The 16,809-nt window shown below is 70.4% G+C and carries 20 protein-coding genes; 10 read left to right on the top strand and 10 right to left on the bottom strand.

The genetic code is table 11. The features are described from left to right. Positions 1-13: 13 nt before the first annotated feature. Together J5Y09_RS13845 and J5Y09_RS13840 are read left to right on the top strand one after the other, a co-directional pair. Entirely contained in the window at positions 14-430 is a 417-nt protein-coding gene (locus tag J5Y09_RS13845) for a rhodanese-like domain-containing protein (RefSeq protein ID WP_342451475.1), read from the top strand. A gap of 43 nt (positions 431-473) precedes the next feature. Then, complete coding sequence (locus tag J5Y09_RS13840; RefSeq protein WP_209352388.1) at positions 474-941, top strand: DUF3237 domain-containing protein; 468 nt, start codon at positions 474-476, stop codon at positions 939-941. 148 nt (positions 942-1,089) lie between these two features. Here the strand turns inward: J5Y09_RS13840 and J5Y09_RS13835 are convergent, their stop codons facing one another. Genes J5Y09_RS13835 through J5Y09_RS13820 form a run of 4 tightly spaced genes read right to left on the bottom strand, consistent with a single transcriptional unit; the run spans position 1,090 to position 4,046 of the window. After that, positions 1,090-1,764, bottom strand: a complete 675-nt coding sequence (locus tag J5Y09_RS13835) for an amino acid ABC transporter permease (RefSeq protein ID WP_209352387.1) — start codon at positions 1,762-1,764, stop codon at positions 1,090-1,092. Positions 1,765-1,770: 6 nt separating this feature from the next. Beyond that, positions 1,771-2,451: an amino acid ABC transporter permease gene (locus J5Y09_RS13830; RefSeq protein WP_209352386.1), complete on the bottom strand. Its 681-nt coding sequence runs from the start codon at positions 2,449-2,451 to the stop codon at positions 1,771-1,773. Between the two features lie 3 nt (positions 2,452-2,454). Continuing rightward, positions 2,455-3,207, bottom strand: coding sequence for an amino acid ABC transporter ATP-binding protein (locus tag J5Y09_RS13825; RefSeq protein WP_209352385.1), 753 nt, complete (start codon positions 3,205-3,207; stop codon positions 2,455-2,457). Further along, positions 3,207-4,046, bottom strand: coding sequence for a transporter substrate-binding domain-containing protein (locus J5Y09_RS13820; RefSeq protein ID WP_209352384.1), 840 nt, complete (start codon positions 4,044-4,046; stop codon positions 3,207-3,209). The genes J5Y09_RS13825 and J5Y09_RS13820 overlap by 1 nt, the downstream gene beginning before the upstream one ends. A gap of 149 nt (positions 4,047-4,195) precedes the next feature. Here J5Y09_RS13820 and J5Y09_RS13815 point away from each other — a divergent pair, with 149 nt between their 5' ends. Next, positions 4,196-4,414 carry a hypothetical protein gene (locus J5Y09_RS13815; RefSeq protein WP_209352383.1) on the top strand — a complete coding sequence of 73 codons (219 nt, stop codon included), beginning with the start codon at positions 4,196-4,198 and terminating at the stop codon, positions 4,412-4,414. Positions 4,415-4,528: 114 nt separating this feature from the next. Here the strand turns inward: J5Y09_RS13815 and J5Y09_RS13810 are convergent, their stop codons facing one another. From J5Y09_RS13810 to J5Y09_RS13790, 5 genes are read right to left on the bottom strand one after another with little or no spacing between them, the layout of a single operon-like run. Then, positions 4,529-5,200, bottom strand: a complete 672-nt coding sequence (locus tag J5Y09_RS13810) for an NUDIX hydrolase (RefSeq protein ID WP_245217109.1) — start codon at positions 5,198-5,200, stop codon at positions 4,529-4,531. Then, positions 5,193-6,005, bottom strand: coding sequence for a nitroreductase family protein (locus J5Y09_RS13805; protein WP_209352382.1), 813 nt, complete (start codon positions 6,003-6,005; stop codon positions 5,193-5,195). Before J5Y09_RS13805 ends, J5Y09_RS13810 begins: the two co-directional genes overlap by 8 nt. Before the next feature lie 22 nt (positions 6,006-6,027). Then, entirely contained in the window at positions 6,028-8,079 is a 2,052-nt protein-coding gene (locus J5Y09_RS13800) for an acetate--CoA ligase family protein (protein WP_209352381.1), read from the bottom strand. Between the two features lie 16 nt (positions 8,080-8,095). Then, complete coding sequence (locus J5Y09_RS13795; protein WP_209352380.1) at positions 8,096-8,536, bottom strand: hypothetical protein; 441 nt, start codon at positions 8,534-8,536, stop codon at positions 8,096-8,098. A gap of 17 nt (positions 8,537-8,553) precedes the next feature. Further along, on the bottom strand, positions 8,554-9,468 hold the full coding sequence (locus tag J5Y09_RS13790) for an SDR family NAD(P)-dependent oxidoreductase (protein WP_245217108.1): 915 nt from the start codon (positions 9,466-9,468) through the stop codon (positions 8,554-8,556). Positions 9,469-9,594: 126 nt separating this feature from the next. Between J5Y09_RS13790 and J5Y09_RS13785 the strand changes: the two genes are divergently transcribed. The 5 genes from J5Y09_RS13785 to J5Y09_RS13765 are packed head-to-tail and all read left to right on the top strand — an operon-like array spanning position 9,595 to position 13,839. Beyond that, positions 9,595-10,362 carry an ABC transporter ATP-binding protein gene (locus tag J5Y09_RS13785; RefSeq protein WP_209352379.1) on the top strand — a complete coding sequence of 256 codons (768 nt, stop codon included), beginning with the start codon at positions 9,595-9,597 and terminating at the stop codon, positions 10,360-10,362. After that, positions 10,352-11,116 (top strand): ABC transporter permease, encoded by a 765-nt coding sequence (locus J5Y09_RS24375; RefSeq protein ID WP_209352378.1) that lies wholly within the window; start codon positions 10,352-10,354, stop codon positions 11,114-11,116. Before J5Y09_RS13785 ends, J5Y09_RS24375 begins: the two co-directional genes overlap by 11 nt. Before the next feature lie 19 nt (positions 11,117-11,135). Continuing rightward, positions 11,136-12,095 (top strand): ABC transporter substrate-binding protein, encoded by a 960-nt coding sequence (locus J5Y09_RS13775; RefSeq protein ID WP_209352377.1) that lies wholly within the window; start codon positions 11,136-11,138, stop codon positions 12,093-12,095. Between the two features lie 5 nt (positions 12,096-12,100). Beyond that, positions 12,101-13,405: an SAM-dependent methyltransferase gene (locus tag J5Y09_RS13770; protein WP_209352376.1), complete on the top strand. Its 1,305-nt coding sequence runs from the start codon at positions 12,101-12,103 to the stop codon at positions 13,403-13,405. Next, complete coding sequence (locus tag J5Y09_RS13765) at positions 13,402-13,839, top strand: GNAT family N-acetyltransferase (protein WP_209352375.1); 438 nt, start codon at positions 13,402-13,404, stop codon at positions 13,837-13,839. The genes J5Y09_RS13770 and J5Y09_RS13765 overlap by 4 nt, the downstream gene beginning before the upstream one ends. Here the strand turns inward: J5Y09_RS13765 and J5Y09_RS13760 are convergent. After that, on the bottom strand, positions 13,836-14,723 hold the full coding sequence (locus tag J5Y09_RS13760; protein WP_209352374.1) for an alpha/beta fold hydrolase: 888 nt from the start codon (positions 14,721-14,723) through the stop codon (positions 13,836-13,838). The genes J5Y09_RS13765 and J5Y09_RS13760 overlap by 4 nt on opposite strands. Positions 14,724-14,859: 136 nt before the next feature. Between J5Y09_RS13760 and J5Y09_RS13755 the strand changes: the two genes are divergently transcribed. Both J5Y09_RS13755 and sufB read left to right on the top strand, forming a co-directional pair. Continuing rightward, positions 14,860-15,306, top strand: coding sequence for an SUF system Fe-S cluster assembly regulator (locus tag J5Y09_RS13755; protein WP_209352373.1), 447 nt, complete (start codon positions 14,860-14,862; stop codon positions 15,304-15,306). A 5-nt stretch (positions 15,307-15,311) separates the two neighbouring features. Continuing rightward, positions 15,312-16,808: a Fe-S cluster assembly protein SufB gene (sufB, locus tag J5Y09_RS13750; RefSeq protein ID WP_209352372.1), complete on the top strand. Its 1,497-nt coding sequence runs from the start codon at positions 15,312-15,314 to the stop codon at positions 16,806-16,808. Position 16,809 lies beyond the last annotated feature (1 nt).

The raw sequence follows: 16,809 nt of genomic DNA, 5'->3' as shown, positions 1-16,809 counted from the left end.
CGAGGAGTCGACCGTGGCAGGCGTGCCGGACATCAGCCCCGAGGAGACCTGGGCCGCGCTGCGCGACGACCCGCAGGCCGCCCTTGTCGACGTGCGCACCGACGCCGAGTGGAACTTCGTCGGCATCCCGGACCTGGCGAGCCTGGGCAAGCAGCCGGTCCTTATCCCCTGGCAGCTCTACCCGACGATGCAGATGAACTCCCATTTCGCGGACCACCTGCACAAGGCGGGGCTGACGCCGCTGCACCGGATCTACTTCATCTGCCGATCCGGTGCGCGCTCCCTCGCCGCGGGCCAGGCGGCGCAGGCGGCGGGCTTCCCGCACGCCTTCAACGTGGCGGACGGCTTCGAAGGCCCGGTGGACGGCGAGGGCCATCGCGGCACCGTCGCCGGCTGGAAGGCGGACGGGCTGCCCTGGCGGCAACGCTGACGTCGCGGCATCCTCCCCGCCTCGTCATCCAGGGGAGAACGCCATGACGCCGCTGCCGCTCAAGACCGAGTTCCTGTTCCGCGTGGTGCTGTCCGTCGGCGCGCCGCAATCCGTGGGCGCGACGCGCAACGGGGAGCTGCGCATCGTGCCCGTCACCGGCGGCACGGCCGAGGGGCCGCGCTTCAAGGGGGAGGTGCTGCCCGGCACCGCGGCCGACTGGCTGCGCGTCGATGCCGACGGCACGGCGCACATGGATGTGCGCCTGACACTGAAGGCCGAGGGCGGCGGCATCGTCTACATGCACTACACGGGCATCCGCACGGGCACGCCGGAGGTCCTGGCGCGGCTCAATGGCGGGCAGGCGGTCGATCCGTCCGAATACTATTTCCGTACCGCCGTGCGGTTCGAGACGGGGGCGGCGGAGCTGGCCTGGATGAACAAGATCGTCGCGGTGGGCGTGGGCCAGCGGCCGCCGAGCGGGCCGACCTACGACGTGTATGCGGTGGCCTGACGAAGGTCGGGGGAGGGGAACCTCCCCCGAACCCCCTCCGTTCTTTGGTCACAAAGAAGGTTGAGGGGGGTCCGGGTCCCATCGACGTTGCGGAGCAACGCCGATGGGCGCCCGGTTCGGGGGGAGAAGTTCCCTTCTCCCCCCGCCCTCACCGGCGCCCGGCCAGTTGCCGGTTCTCCAGCCGCGACAGCAGCCGCACCAGCGGCCACAGCAGGATGAAATACGCCACCGCCGCGGCCATGATCGGCGTCGCGTTGTAGGTCACGCTCTGCGCCTGGCGCGCCTGGAACAGCAATTCGGGCAGCGCGACGACGGAGGCGATGGAGGTCAGCTTCACCACTTCCAGCGTGTTCGAGATCAGGTCCGGCAGCACGTTCCGCACCGCCTGCGGCAGCACGACATGCGCCATGGTCTGCCCGCGCGTCAGGCCCGTGGAGCGCGCCGCCTCGATCTGCCCGCGCGGCACGCTCTCGATGCCCGCGCGCAGGATCTCCCCGTAATAGGCACCGGTGTTCAGGAAGAAGCCGATCGCGACCGCGCCCCAGGCGCCGACATCCAGCCCGATGAAGGGCAGCCCGGCGAAGATGAACACCAGCAGCACCAGCGGCGGCAGCGCGCGGAAGGTGTCCACCCAGGCGCGCAGCGGCCACTTCACCCAGGGGTTCCGCACGGTGGACAGGGTGGCGAGGATGATGCCGCCCGCCACGCCGAGCGGCACGACGAGCACCGAGAGCATCAGCGTCGCCTGCAGCCCCTGCCACAGGATGGGCCAGGCCTCGCTGATGATCTGCCAGCTGAAGAAGGTCTCGAGGAACAGGTCCATCGCTCGCTACCTCTTCCACGCGAAGCGCGTCTCGATCCACCGGCCGAGCACGACGACAGGGAAGAACAGCACCAGGTAGGCGATCGCGCCGAGCGTCAGCGGCGACGGGTTGAAGGAGAAGGACACGCCGGCATTCGCGGCACCCAGGATGTCCGGCACCGCCACTACGGAAGCGAGCGCCGTCCCCTTGGTGATCGCGATGGTGCGGTTGGTCAGCGGCGGGATGGTGATGCGCAGCGCCTGCGGCAGTACCACCCAGCCCAGCGTCTGCACGAAGCCGAGCCCGGTCGAGCGCGCCGCCTCCCACTGCCCCTTGGGCACGGAGGTGATGCCGGCCCAGAAGATCTCCTCCGAGAACGCCATCAGCACGAGCGTCAGCGCGAGCCAGGATGCGACGAAGCCGGAGAGTTCGACGCCCGCATTCGGCAGCCCGAAGAACAGCAGCACGATGATGACCAGCGGCGGCAGGGCGCGGAACAGGTCCACCAGGAAGATGATCAGCCAGTTGAGCGGCCTGATGCCGAAGGCGCGCACCAGCGCCAGCAGCAGCCCGAGCGCCAGCCCCGCCACGATGATCAGCGCCGCGAGCTCCACCGTCAGGAAGAAGCCCTCGACGATCTTCGGCAGGTACTGCGCCATGACGCGCGCATTGAAGAAACTGTCGGTGAACCGCTCCCAGCCGGTCATGCCTCAATGCCGCTCGATCTGGGAGATGAAGGCGCGCGTCCGTTCATGGCTGGGGTTGGTGAAGATCTCCGACGGGATGCCTTCCTCGATGATCGCGCCGTCGGACATGAACACGACGCGGTCGGCGGCGGCCTTGGCGAAGCCCATCTCGTGGCTGACCACGACCATGGTCATGCCGTCCTCCCGCAGCTCCCGCATCACGGCGAGCACGCCGCCCACCAGTTCCGGGTCGAGCGCGCTGGTCGGCTCGTCGAACAGCATGACGCGGGGTTCGAGCGCGATGGCGCGCGCGATGGCCACGCGCTGCTGCTGCCCGCCCGAAAGCTGCAGCGGGTAGTGATCGGCGCGGTCGGCGAGGTGCACGCGGTCGAGCGCCGCGCGCGCCTTCGCCTCGGCCTCCGCCCGCCCCATCCCCTGCACCTTGCGCAGCGCGAGCGCGACGTTCCCCAGCGCGGTCATGTGCGGATAGAGGTTGAAGGACTGGAACACCATGCCGATGCGCTGGCGCGCCTTGTTGATGTCCGTGCGCGGGTCGAGCATGTCGATGCCGTCCACCACGACCGAGCCGGAGGACGGGTCCTCCAGCCGGTTCAGGCAGCGCAGCAGCGTGGATTTGCCGGAGCCCGAGGGGCCGATCAGGAACACCAGTTCCTTCTCGGCCACCGCCAGGTCGACCCCCTTCAGCACGTGAAGGTGGCCGAAATGCTTGTGGATCGCGCGCGCCTCGACGATCGGCGCGCGCCCGGATCCTGTCATCAGCCGCAGCGCGGGTTCTGCGGCGTCGGGTCGTAGCCCGGCATGTCCGGCGGGCCATAGCCGGGGAACTCGATGTTCTCCGCCTGGTCGGGGCCGGGGCGGTCGCCGAACCAGCGCTCGGAGATGCGGGCGATGAAGCCGTCGCGCTTCATGCAGGTCAGGATGTCCTCGACCTGGTTGCGCATCGCGCCCGAGTCGCGACGGAAGGGCGTGCCCCAGTGCAGGCGCGACCCGGGCAGCACGAAGTCAGCCACGTATTGCGGATTGCGGGAGGCCGAGAAGCGCACGACCGTGTTGCCCGACAGGTTCGCGTAGGCGCGCCCCTGGATCACGGCCTGCGCCGCGTCCGCCTGGCTGTCGAAGGCGAGCAGCGTCAGGTTCAGCCGTTCCCGGTTGTTGTTCACCCACTGCTCGTAGGGCGTGCCCTTGTTCACGCTGATCGTCTTGCCGCGCAGGTCCTCCTCGGACCGGATCGGCGCCGTGCCGCGGCGGATGCCGAACTGCAGCTCGGTCCAGATGTAGCCCTCGGTGAACAGCAGCGCCTCGGCGCGCTCGCGCGTCACGGTCGTCGGCGCGCAGAGGAAGTCGTAGCGCCCGGCGTTCAGCGCCGGAATGAGTCCCGAGAAGGCGGCGCTGTCGATCACGATCTCGCGGCCCATGCGGCGCGCGACTTCCCGGAACAGGTCGATCTGGAAGCCCTGGACGCCGCCCTGGAGGTTCGGGAAGGCGTGCGGGGCGAAGGTTCCGTCCACCGCGCAGCGCAGCGGCGGCTGGCCCTGGGCCAGGGCTGGCCCCGCCATGGCGGCGGAAACGAGGGCGGCGGCGATCAGCCTGCGCATGGTGGAAACCTCCTGGTCATGTGTGCGGCTGCAACATTTCCAGATGGCTGCCCTGCTGTCCATGCAGGCACCGCCACAAAACCGCCGCTGGAGCGTCCCGCTGGCGCCTCCGCGTGCTGTTCAACTGCTGGATGAACGGAGGCGCCACCATGCCTGTCATCCCCATCACGCTGATCACCACCGGCCTCGCCGGCACCCTGCTGCTCATCCTGCTTTTGCTCGGCGACGCCACCGCGCCGGGGCGCATGCCGCTCGCCTATGCCGCGCTCCTGGCGCTCGGCGGCGGGGCGCTGATGCTGGTGGGGCTGATGATGCTGGAACCGCGGCGCCAGGGTCCCGACGCCCTGCATTCCGGTCGGGGCGAGTAGGCGAGGCGGAGGCCGACCGACCGGAAGCGCCGGCCCGGGCCGATCAGCGCACAGGCGCCCTCGAAGGTCAGGGCGCCGCTCGCGCGCTCCCTGCGGCCCGGTCACGGCGGCGGGTCATCGTTCCTCGTGCCGGTTGTCCATGCCGCGGAAGACGATCAGCGGCCGCGACGACCGCGCCCGCGGCGTCATCTCCAGCCAGCCGAGGAATTCCACCAGCACCTTGCCCGTGATGTCCGCGACGTGGCGCCGATGCGCCGCCTCGGGCGTGTACCAGTCGAGGTCCTCGAGTTCCCCCGACCCGGCGATCTCGCCATGCACGGCTTCCGCCGGCGCGGCGAGGAAGCGGGCGTTGAAGCGGATCGGCCGCCCACCGGGCGTCACGGCGCGGCAGATGTAGTGCAGGGCGCCGAGATCGGCCGCGACGCCGTCGCCGCGCCGTTCGCCGAGCACCAGGCCCGTCTCCTCGAACAATTCGCGCGCGGCGGCGATGCCGATGGCGCGCGCGCGGCCCGCCGGCGCGCGGCGTTCCAGCATCCGCCGCGTGGCCGGGGGCAGTTCGCGGATGGCCGGCTGGCGGTGGTCGTCGGGATCGACGCGCCCGCCGGGGAAGACCATCACGTCCGGCATGAAGCGGTGCTTGGCGTGGCGCCGTCCCATCAGCACCTCCGGCCCCGAGGGCCCCTGGCGCCAGAGGATCAGGCTCGCCGCGTCGCGCGGGCGGACGGTGCGGCGCGCATGGCCTTCCGCATCCGCCCCACCTGGATTGTCGGCCGCCGCGTCAGTCAAGCGCGAAGCCCCGCAGGCGCAGCCAGGCGCGGAAGCCGAAGCGTTCCGGCACGGAAAGCTGCCGCGCGCCGTTCTCCGACCAGGTGCAGCCTTCCGGCGCGGGGCCGTGCACCTCCGGATAGCGCGGCTTCTGGCGCGGGCGCAGCGCGTCATAGGCGTCGAGTGCCGCGGGCAGCGCCGCGTCGTCGTATCGTTCCCGGTGCACCACGACGGAAGGCGGCAGGCGCGGCGTGATCTCGTTGCGCGAAGCCGGCCAGCCGAGCGTTAGCCCCGCGACCGGATAGACGCCCTCCGGCAGGCCGAAGAGCGGCCCGACCTTCTCGATATGGCTGCGCACGTAGGAGATCGGGCAGGTGCCGAGCCCCGCCGCATCCGCCGCCGCGATGGCCATGCCCATGGCGAGTGCGGCGTCCACCGCCGTGTTCAGGAAGGTGTCCATGTTGTTGTTCGCATGCGCCCGCCCGTGCCGCGCGCAGGCCATCTGCCCGCGCCGCATGTCGCCGCAGAACAGCAGCAGCACCGGCGCGTCCTTGATCCAGGGCATGGTGCCGATCCAGTCGGCGACCTTGCCGATCTTCGCCGCGTCGCGCGTGACGATGATCGAGTATTGCTGGAGGTCGGATTTCGAGGGCGCGGATTGCGCCGCGGCCAGCACCGTGTCGAGCAGCGGGTCCGGCACGTCCTCGGCGCGGTAGCGGCGCGTGACGCGCCGGTCGAGCAGCGCGGCGAGGGCGGGCGGCAGCTCGGCCGGCGGCTCGAAGGGAAGCGACCCGTAGCGGGCGCGGATCAGGTCGGCGGGGCTCATGGGCGGCAGCGTGGCACGCGCCTCAGCCACGCACCACCCAGGCATCGGCCACCGTCACGCCCTGGCCCTCGGCATGGACGATCAGCGGGTTGATCTCGGCTTCCGCGACCTCCGCCACGGCGGCGAGGCGGGAGACGGCGACGATCGCCCGCGCCAGCGCGTCGAGGTCGCCCTTCGGCAGCCCGCGCCAGCCGGCGAGCGGCTTCAGCCCCTTCACCTCCTCGATCATGGCGTGCGCTTCCTCGAGCCCGACCGGCGCGCAGCGCAGCGCCGTGTCGCGGTGCAGTTCCGCCATGACGCCGCCGGCGCCGACCAGCACGACGGGGCCGCTTTCGGGGTCCCGCCGGAAGCCGAGGATCGCCTCGGCCAGCCCCTTCGCCATGGGCTGGGCGAGGAAGCCGGTGATGGTTGCCCCCGGCGCCTTGGCGCGCACGCGGGCCAGCATCTCGGTGGCCGCGCGCCGCAGCGCGGCGGCATCCGCGATGTTCAGCGCGACGCCGCCGACCTCCGTCTTGTGCGCGAGATCCGGCGACAGGATCTTCAGCGCCACCGGATAGGCGAGCCCGTCCGGCACGGCATCCGGCGTCGCCATCACCGCGAAGGGGGTCGCGAGGCCCAGCGCGCCGAACAGATGTCGCGCATCGGCCTCGTCCGGCCGCGCGGGCAGCGCATGGGCGACGGCCGCGGCGCTGGGCTGCGCGCGCGGCGCCCGCCAGTCGAGGAAGGCGCGGATCACGTCGGCGCAGGATTCCGGCGTGCGGAAGGCGGGGATGCCCGCTTCGCCCAGCATGCGCAGCGACAGGTCCGCCTGCGGCACGAGGAAGGCGGCGATGGGCTTGGCCAGCCCGGCCCTCGCTGCGCCCAGGATGCCCGCCACCGCGTCATGCGGCCGGAACTGGGCGGAGGAGCCGATGACCGACAGCGCCAGGTCGGTATGCGGGTCGGCCGCCAGCGCGGCGAGCGCGGACTGCACCTTGTCCGCCCGCGTGCCCGCCAGCGTCACGTCGATCATCCGCCCATGGTGCGGCAGGCCGGCGGCCTTCAGCCCCTCGACCGCGACGGGGTCGGGTGCGCGCGTCTCGATGCCGGCCACGCCCAGCGCGTCGACGGCCATGGCCCCGCCGCCGCCGGTGGTGGTCATGACGGAGACCGCGCGCTTGGGGGCCGCGATCGGGCGCCGCCCGATGAACAAAGCGGGGGCTTCGAGCAGCGCCTCGATCATCGTCACGCGCGCGATGCCGTTGGCGCGGAAGAAGGCGTCCGCGGCCGCGTCGGACCCGGCCAGCGCGCCGGTATGGCTGTTGGCGAGCTCCGCGCCGAAGGAGGACCGGCCGAGCTTGAAGGCGATGATCGGCTTGCCCGCGTCATGCGCGCGGCGCGCGGCCTCCGCCAGCAGGTCCGCGCGGCGGATCGCTTCCAGGAACAGCAGGATCGCATCCGTCTGCGGGTCGTCCACCAGCAGGCCGGCGATCTCGCTCGCCGACAGATCGGCCTCGTTGCCCGTGCTGATGAGGTGGGAGAAGCCGAGCCCGCGCGCCGCCCCGCGCGCCATGATCGCGCCCAGCATCGAGCCCGACTGGGAGACGAGGGCGAGCCGCCCGGCGGGCAGGCTTTCGGCTTCCAGCGCAGCGTTCACCGAGCACGCCGTGCGGGCGTTGAGGTTGATCAGCCCCATCGAGTTCGGCCCGAGGATGCGCACGCCCGCCGCGCGCGCGGTCGCCAGCAGGCGTTCCTGCCGCGCGCGACCTTCGTCGCCGGCCTCCGCGAAGCCATCGGCGAGGATGGCGGCGAGCGGGATGCCCTTCGCCGCGACATCGGCGATGACGCCTTCCACATGCTCGGTGCCGAGCAGCAGGTAGGCGAGGTCGACCGGGCCGGGGATGTCGGCGATGGTCGCGTAGGATTTCTCGCCGAGCACCGTCTCGGCGCGCGGGTTGACCGGGTACAGGTCCCCGTCGAAGCCGTGCTTGCGCAGATAGACCTGCGCGCGCGCCGTCAGGCGCGTCGCATCCGCCGAGGCGCCGACCAGGGCGATGCGGCGCGGGTTGAGCAGGGCGGAAGCGAGCGCGGTCATGGCTGTGCGGTCCGGATCAGCGTGGGCCCGCCGCGACGCAGCCTTCGGGCGGCGCGGCGGGCGGGGCGATGTGGATGGCGAGGAAGGCCGGTGCTGCCGCATCGGCCGGCAGGGGGGAAAGGTCGATGGCGTGCAGCGTGATGCCGCCTTCCGCGATGCGGGCGCGCGTCGCGGCGCGGGCCATCAGTTCGCGCGTCGGGCGTATGACCGCGGCGCGCTGGCCGGCGGCCAGGCCGGGCAGGTCCGCGAACAGCACCGCCGCGCGCGGCTGCGCCCAGGCGATGTTGGCGGGCAGCGGGTCGAGGTGCCGCGCGACGGGGGCGAAGGCGCAGGGTGCGGCCCGCAGCGCGGGGTCGAGCGACGCCGCGGGCGGCAGGCGCTGGACGGCGTCCAGCACCTGGCGCGGCGCGGCGGCGGCGGCGGATGCCGAGATGGCGCAGAACGCCAGGACGAGCATCCGCCGCATGCCGGGACTCAGATCGGATCCCAGCAGAAGACGTCGCCGGACCGCTCGAGCTTCGAGAAGCCCTGCGCGAGCGACGGCAGCGCGTATTCGGCGATCGCTTCCGGCGTCCAGCCTTCCTGGCGGTGCACCGACTTGATCGGCCGGATCTGGGAATAGACGAACAGCTCATTCATGCGGGGGGAGAAGATCTGCCCCGTCACGTCCTTCGCCGCGTCGGAGGCGAGGAAGACCGCGAGCGGCGCGTTCTTGTCCGGCGTCATCTGCATGATGCGCTCGACGCGGCGCTTCTGCTCGGGCGTTTCCGCCGGGATGGTGCCGGTCATGCGGCTCCAGGCGAAGGGCGCGATGCAGTTCGAGCGCACGTTGAAGCGCGCCATGTCGAGCGCGATGGACTTCGACAGGCCGACGATGCCGATCTTGGCCGCCGAGTAGTTCGCCTGGCCGAAATTGCCGATCAGGCCGGAAGTCGAGGACATATGTACGAAGGCGCCCGACTGCTGGGCGCGGAAATGCGTCGCCGCGGCGCGGGAGACGTAGAAGGACCCCGAGAGGTGGACGGCGATGACCGAGTCCCATTCCTCCGGCGTCATGCGGTGGAAGATCTGGTCGCGCAGGATGCCGGCATTGTTCACGACGATGTCGATGCGGCCGAAATGGTCCATCGCCGCCTGCACGATCTTCTGCGCGCTGGCCCAGGTCGCGACGCTGTCGGAGGAGATCTCGGACACGCCGCCGTTCTGCGCGATGATCGCCTTGGTCTGCTGCGCCGGCGTGGCGTCCTGGCCCTCGCCGGAGACGGAGGCGCCGACATCGTTGATGATGACCTTGGCACCCTGGCCGGCCATCATGATGGCGATCTCGCGCCCGATGCCGTTGCCGGCCCCCGTGACGATGGCGACCTTACCCTCGAGCATGTTCGGCATGCGGCGTTCCCTCCTCGGTTTTAAGCCTGGAAGGGTTCTAGACCCGGCTCCGCGGGCCGTGAAGCCGGGTTGCCCGCCCGCGGCGGCGCGCCTAATGAACCTCACGGGAACGAACGAGGCTTCAACGTGGCGCTGGTGACGCTGGAGGGCGTGGGGAAGACCTATCGCGGCCGCACGGGGGCGTGGGAGGCGGTGCGCGACTTCAGCCTGGACCTCGCAGAAGGCGAGTTCTTCTGCCTGCTCGGCACCTCGGGCTGCGGCAAGACGACCGTTCTCAACATGGTCGCGGGGTTCGAGCAGCCGACGGCCGGGCGCATCCTGCTCGACGGCCGCCCGGTGGACCGGCCCGGCGCCGACCGCGGCGTCGTCTTCCAGGGCCATGACAGCCTCTATGACTGGCTGACCGCGCTCGACAACATCGGCTTCGGGCTGCGCCTGCGCGGCATGGGCCGGGCCGAGCGCCGCGCGAAGGCCGAGCACTACCTGAAGATGGTCGGGCTGACCGGGCAGGGGGCGAAGCACCCTTCGGAACTCTCGGGCGGGATGAAGCAGCGCATCCAGATCGCGCGCGCGCTGGCCAACGACCCGCGCATCCTGCTGATGGACGAGCCCTTCGGCGCGCTGGACGCCATGACGCGCGCCGTGCTGCAGGGCGAGCTCAGCCGCATCTGGGCCGAGACGCGCAAGACGGTGCTGTTCATCACCCACGACATCGAGGAAGCCTGCGCGCTCGCGACCCGCGTCGGCGTGATGAAGCGCGGACCGGGCGGGACGCTGAAGGCGGTGATCCCGGTGGACCTGCCCTTCCCGCGCGAACGCACCTCCGACGCCTTCATGTCGGTGTTCCGCGACGTGCACGCCCTCATTCACGACGAGATCCACGGTGCGCACTGAACGCCTCGTCACCGTCGCGGGCTACATCGCCGGCTTCGGGCTGCTGTTCCTGGTCTGGCACCTGGCGGCGACGACGCTGGTGCGCTCCACCCTGTTCCCGCCGCCCGGGCCGGTGCTGGAACGCGCCTGGGTGCTGATCGAGGACGGCATCCTGCAGGAGCAGATCGTCGCCTCCCTCCGCCGCATCGGGCAGGGCTTCCTGCTGGGATCGGCGATCGGGATTCCCGTCGGCCTCGCCATCGGCTCCTTCAAGCCGGTGCGCTGGATGCTGGAACCCTGGACGGAATTCTTCCGCTTCATCCCCGCGGTCGCGATGATCACCGTCGCGGTGATCTGGTTCGGGATCGGGGAGGAGAGCAAGGTCTTCCTCATCGCCTACACCACCGTCTTCGTCGTCATCATCAGCACGGCGGCGGGCGTGGGCGCGGTGGGCCGCGACAAGATCCGCGCGGCGCAATGCCTGGGTGCGACGCGGCTGCAGGTGTTCCGGCTCGTCGCCCTGCCGGCGACGGTGCCCTACATCCTGACCGGCATGCGGCTTGCGATGTCCAACGCCTTCGTCACCATCGTCGCGGCGGAACTCGTCGCGTCGAACGACGGCTTGGGCAAGATGCTGTGGGATGCGCGGCTGTTCATGCAGATCGAGGACATCTTCGTGGCGCTGGTGGCCCTCGGGCTGCTCGGCTTCGCGACCGACCGGACCTTCCGCTTCCTCATCCGCGCCTTCGCGGGCCGCTTCAATGCAACGGTCTGAACCCAGGGAGACCACCAAGATGAATCGTCGTTCCATCCTCGCGCTGCCCGCCGCCGCGGCCGGCGCCTATGTGCTGCCGGCCGCCGGCCAGTCGCCCACGCGCGTGACCATCGCGACGGGCGTCGATCCGTCCTTCGCGCCCTACTACGTCGCCAAGGAAGGCGGCTTCTTCGAGCGCAACGGGCTGGACGTGACGGTCAACACCGGCCCCTCGGGCTCGGCCATGATCGCCTTCCTGATCGGCAACCAGATCAATTCCGCCTATGGCGCCGAGCAGGCCGGCGTGTCGGCGCATGTGCGCGACCCGAACGTGGTGGCGGTGGCCGAGGGCACGGCGCTGCTGCGCTGGATCAGCGTGCTCGGCCGCAACATCCGCACCATGGACGAGCTGAAGGGCAAGCGCGTCGGCGTCGCGCGCGGCACGGGCAGCGAGACTTTCTGGCTGTCGGTCGTCGCCAAGCTGAACCTGAACCCGGCCGACTATACCATCGTGAACGTGGAAGCGCCCGAGATGGTCGCCGCGCTGGAGCGCGGCAACATCGACGCCTTCGCGGTGTGGGAGCCCTGGCCGACCCGCGCCCAGCGCGCCATTCCCAACACCCATATCCTGGTCAACAACGAGCAGATCCAGATCGTCCGCAACTTCGTCTACATGAACAAGGCCTGGGCCGAGCAGAACCGCCCGACGACGGAGCGACTGATGCGCTCGCTGATCCAGGCGCAGGAGTTCATCGCCGCGAACCGCGACCAGGCGGCGCAGCAGGTGGCCCGCTTCCTCCGCCAGGATCGCGGCCTGATGGCCGAGCTGATGACCAAGGTCGAGTACAAGATGAACCTGACGCCCGACAGCGTCGGCAACATCCAGCTCGCCATCGACCAGCTGCGCGGGATGAACCGGCTCGACCGGCCGGTGACGACCGCCGACGTCGTCTGGGCCGAGCCGCTGCGCTGGGTCGCGCCGGACCGCGTGCGGATCTGACCGCGATGGCGGCGGACAAGGGCGCCGAACGTGTCCGCCGCCTCGCGGCGCATGTCGCGCAGCACCTGAAGGCGGACCTCACGCTCCGCCTCTGGGATGGGTCGGAAGTGCCGCTCGGCCCCGCGCCGCGCGGCGATGTCGCGGTCGCCATCCGCGACCCGGCCGCGCTCACGCGGCTGGTGCGCCGCCCGCGCCTGACCACGCTGATCGAGGCCATGGCCGCCGGCGACGTCGCGATCGAGGGCGGCACGCTGCTCGACCTCGCCGCGCGGGCCGAGAATGGCCGGCGCGGGCTGCTCAAGCGGCTCGACAAGATGGAACTGGCGCGCGCGTTGCTGCCCTTCGCCTTCGGTGCGGGCAAGACGCAGGGTTCGCATGCCTTCTCCGGCCCCGGCGACGCCGCGAAGTATGGGGAAGGGCGCGACGACAAGGCGCTGATGCACTTCCACTACGATTTGTCGAACGCCTTCTACGCGCTCTTTCTCTGCCCGGAGATGGTCTACACCTGCGCCTACTACCCGACGCCGGAGACGACGCTCGAGGAAGCGCAGGTCGCCAAGCTCGACCTCGTCTGCCGCAAGCTGCGGCTGCAGCCGGGGGAACGCTTTCTCGACATCGGCTGCGGCTGGGGCGGGCTGGTCTGCCACGCCGCGCGCAACTACGGCGTGAAGGCGCATGGCGTGACGCTGGCCGAGGAGCAGTACGCCTTCGCCGTCGAGAAGGTGAAGCGCCTCGGCCTCGAGGACCGCGTCACCATCGAGCTGACCGATTTCCGCACGCTCAAGGCCGAGCCCTTCGACAAGGTCGCGAGCGTCGGCATGTACGAGGCGGTCGGCCTCGACAACCGGGAGGGCTATTTCGCGCGCATCCGCGAATTGCTGCGCCCGCGCGGCGCCTACCTGCACCATGCCATCGCGCGGCCGATGAAGCGGGACGAGAAGACCTTCCGCAAGAAGCGCCCGGAATTCGAGGCGCTGACGCGCTACATCTTCCCCGGCGGCGAGCTGGACCACCTCGGCGCCGAGCATGACGCGCTGGAGCGCAACGGCTTCGAGATCCACGACGTCGAGGCGCTGCGCGAGCACTATGCCCGCACCTGCCGCGCCTGGACGGAACGGCTGTTCGCCAACCGCGACGCCGCCGTGAAGGAAGTCGGCGCGGCCAAGACCGACATCTGGATCACCTACATGGCCGGCTGCGCGCTGGCCTTCGAGCGCGGCACGGTCGGCATCTTCCAGACGCTGGCGACGAAGCGCGCGCGGGGTGCCTCCGGCCTGCCGCTGACGCGGGCGGATCTCTACGCCCGATGATGCGCCGCGCGACCGCCGCCGACCTCGGCGCCATCGTCGCGCTGCTGGCCGACGACGTGCTCGGCGCGGGGCGGGAGAAGCCGGGCGATCCCGCCTATGACGCCGCCTTCGCGGCGATCGAGGCCGATCCGAACCAGCTGCTCGCGGTGGTGGAGGAGGAAGGGCGCATCGTCGGCTGCCTGCAGCTCTCCTTCATCCCGGGCTTGTCGCGGCTGGGCATGTGGCGCGGGCAGATCGAGAGCGTGCGAATCGCGGCGAGCCATCGCGGCGCGGGGCTCGGCCGCCGCATGTTCGAATGGGCGATCGCGGAATGCCGCGCGCGGGGCTGCGGCCTTGTCCAGCTGACGACGGACAAGGCGCGCCCCGACGCGCTGCGCTTCTACGAATCGCTCGGCTTCAAGGCGAGCCACGAGGGCATGAAGCTGGGCTTCTAGCTGCCCTTGGCCGCGATGATCGCGCCGGTGAGGCTTTCGGGGATGCGGGTGCGCCACGCGCCGGCATCCACCTGGGTGACGAAGTCCAGCACCGCGCGGTTGAAGGCGTCCGGATCCTCGAGGTTCATGGTGTGCCCGCATTTCGGCATCACCAGCAGCGCGCTGGTCGGGATGGTGCGCTTGAGGAACATCGAGGGCTCGAGCGTGGGGTCGTCCTCGTCGCCGGCGATGACGAAGGTGGGCAGCGTCAGCTGGCGGAACTGCGCTTCCAGGTCGCCCAGCGCGGGGCGTTCGCGCTGCACGCCCATCATGGTGTTCGCCGAACCCTCGGCGGAATGTTCCATCAGCTGCGCGCGGAACTCGGCGTAGCCGCGCGGGTCCTTCTCCTCGAACACCAGGCGCGTCGGGCCGCGGGCATAGACGGCGCCCATCGTCTCCATCCCCTCGGCGCGGATGCGCGTCGCGGTCGCCTCCACCTCGGCGCGGAACTGCTCGCGCTTGCCCGGCGCGGCGCCATAGCCGACGCCGGCCGCGGTCAGGCTGCGGGCGAGGGCGGGATGGCGCAGCCCCAGATGCAGCGTCGCGAAGGCACCCATGGAAAGCCCGACGACATGCGCCTTGCCCAGCTCCAGCCCCTTGATCACCGCGGCGATGTCGTCCGTCGCGCGGTCCTGCGAATAGGCCTTGGGGTCGGACGGCACGGCGGAAGGCGGATAGCCGCGCGCGGCATAGGCGATGCAGCGATAGCGGCGGGAGAAGAACCGCATCTGCGGTTCCCAGGAACGATGGTCGCCGGCGAATTCGTGCACGAAGACCATGGGGATGCCGCTGCCGGCTTCCTCATAGTGCAGGTCCACGCCGTCATCGGTCCTGATCGTCGGCATACGCGCTTTCCCTTTCCTGGAGCGTGCGCAGGATGGCCGCGCACGAAGGGCCGGTCCAGGCGCCTTGACAGCGGCCGGGGGCGGGCGCATCTGCAATCCGGACCAATCGGGTCCTGATTGCCGGAGGCAGGCGGATTTGCTGCGGCTGTCCAAGCTGACCGACTACGCCGTGGTGGTGCTCACCAGGCTGGAGGAGGCCGAGGAAGGCGGGGTGCTGACGGCGCCCGGCCTTGCCGCCGCCACCGGCCTCGGCGAGCCCACGGTGTCGAAGGTGCTGAAAATCCTGTCCCATGCGGGGCTGGTCGAGGGCCGTCGTGGTGCTTCGGGCGGCTATCGCCTGACCCGGCCGCTCGCGGCGATGCCATTGACCGATGTCATCACCGCGATAGACGGCCCCATCGCGCTGACGGCCTGCGTGGACAACGCGGCCGGCTTCTGCGACGCGGAAGCCACCTGTCCCGTGCGTGGCCGCTGGGACCCCGTGAACGACGCCATCCGCCGGGCCCTGTCCGGCATTTCCATCGCCGACCTCGCGCGCGTGCCGGCCATCGTGCCGCACCCCGAGGCCGCCGCCGCGGAGTAAAGAAGATGCCTGCCGTCACCGAAACCATCGAGACCGTCCAGCAGGCCACCGAGTCCGGCTACAAGTGGGGCTTCGAGACGGACATCGAGATGGAGTTCGCCCCCAAGGGGCTGAACGAGGACATCGTCCGCTTCATCAGCGCGAAGAAGAACGAGCCCGAATGGCTGCTCGAATGGCGCCTGCGCGCCTTCGCCGCCTGGAAGACGATGGAGGAGCCGCGCTGGGCCGCGGTGAAGTACGCGCCGATCGACTACCAGGACAGCTACTACTACGCCGCGCCGAAGCAGAAGGTCGGGCCGAAGTCGCTGGACGAGGTCGATCCCGAGCTGCTCAAGACCTACGCCAAGCTCGGCATCCCGCTGCGCGAGCAGGAGATCCTTGCCGGCGTCGAGGGCGCGGGGTCCGTCCCCGCCGAAGGGCGCATGCCGATCGCGGTCGACGCGGTGTTCGACAGCGTCTCCGTCGCCACCTCCTACAAGGAGAGGCTGGGCAAGGAGGGCATCATCTTCTGCTCGATCAGCGAGGCGGTGCAGACGCATCCCGAGCTGGTGCGCAAGTATCTCGGCACGGTGGTGCCGCAGGGCGACAATTTCTTTGCCGCGCTGAACAGCGCGGTCTTCACCGATGGCAGCTTCGTCTACATCCCCAAGGGCGTGCGCTGCCCGATGGAGCTGTCCACCTATTTCCGCATCAACGCGAAGAGCACCGGGCAGTTCGAGCGGACGCTGATCGTCGCCGACGAAGGCTCGCACGTCTCCTACCTCGAAGGCTGCACCGCGCCGATGCGCGACGAGAACCAGCTGCACGCCGCGGTGGTCGAACTCGTCGCGCTCGACGACGCGACCATCAAGTATTCCACGGTGCAGAACTGGTACCCCGGCGACGCCGAGGGCAAGGGCGGCATCTACAACTTCGTCACCAAGCGCGGCGCCTGCCGCGGGGCCCGCAGCAAGATCAGCTGGACGCAGGTGGAGACGGGGTCGGCCATCACCTGGAAGTATCCCTCCTGCATCCTGCAGGGCGAGGATTCGGTGGGCGAGTTCTACTCCGTCGCCATCACCAACAACTACCAGCAGGCCGATACCGGCACGAAGATGTTCCACATCGGCCCGCGCACGCGATCGACCATCGTCTCGAAGGGCATCAGCGCCGGGCACGGCCAGAACACCTATCGCGGCCTGGTGCGGATCGGCGCGAAGGCGCATGGCGCGCGCAACTTCACCCAGTGCGACAGCCTGCTGATCGGCGACCTCTGCGGCGCGCACACCGTGCCCTACATCGAGAACCGCTGCGTCTCCGCCAAGGTCGAGCACGAGGCGACGACGAGCCGCATCGCCGAGGACCAGCTGTTCTACTGCCGCCAGCGCGGGCTGACGCAGGAGGAAGCGGTCGGGCTCATCGTCAACGGCTTCTGCCGCGAGGTGCTGAAGGAGCTGCCGATGGAATTCGCGGTGGAAGCGCAGAAGTTGTTGCAGATTTCTCTCGAAGGAAGTGTTGGCTGAC

The organism is Roseomonas nitratireducens (assembly GCF_017813355.1).
Lineage (GTDB): Bacteria > Pseudomonadota > Alphaproteobacteria > Acetobacterales > Acetobacteraceae > Neoroseomonas > Neoroseomonas nitratireducens.
Note: the sequence above shows the minus strand (reverse complement) of the source record. Positions and strands in the feature narration are given on the sequence as shown.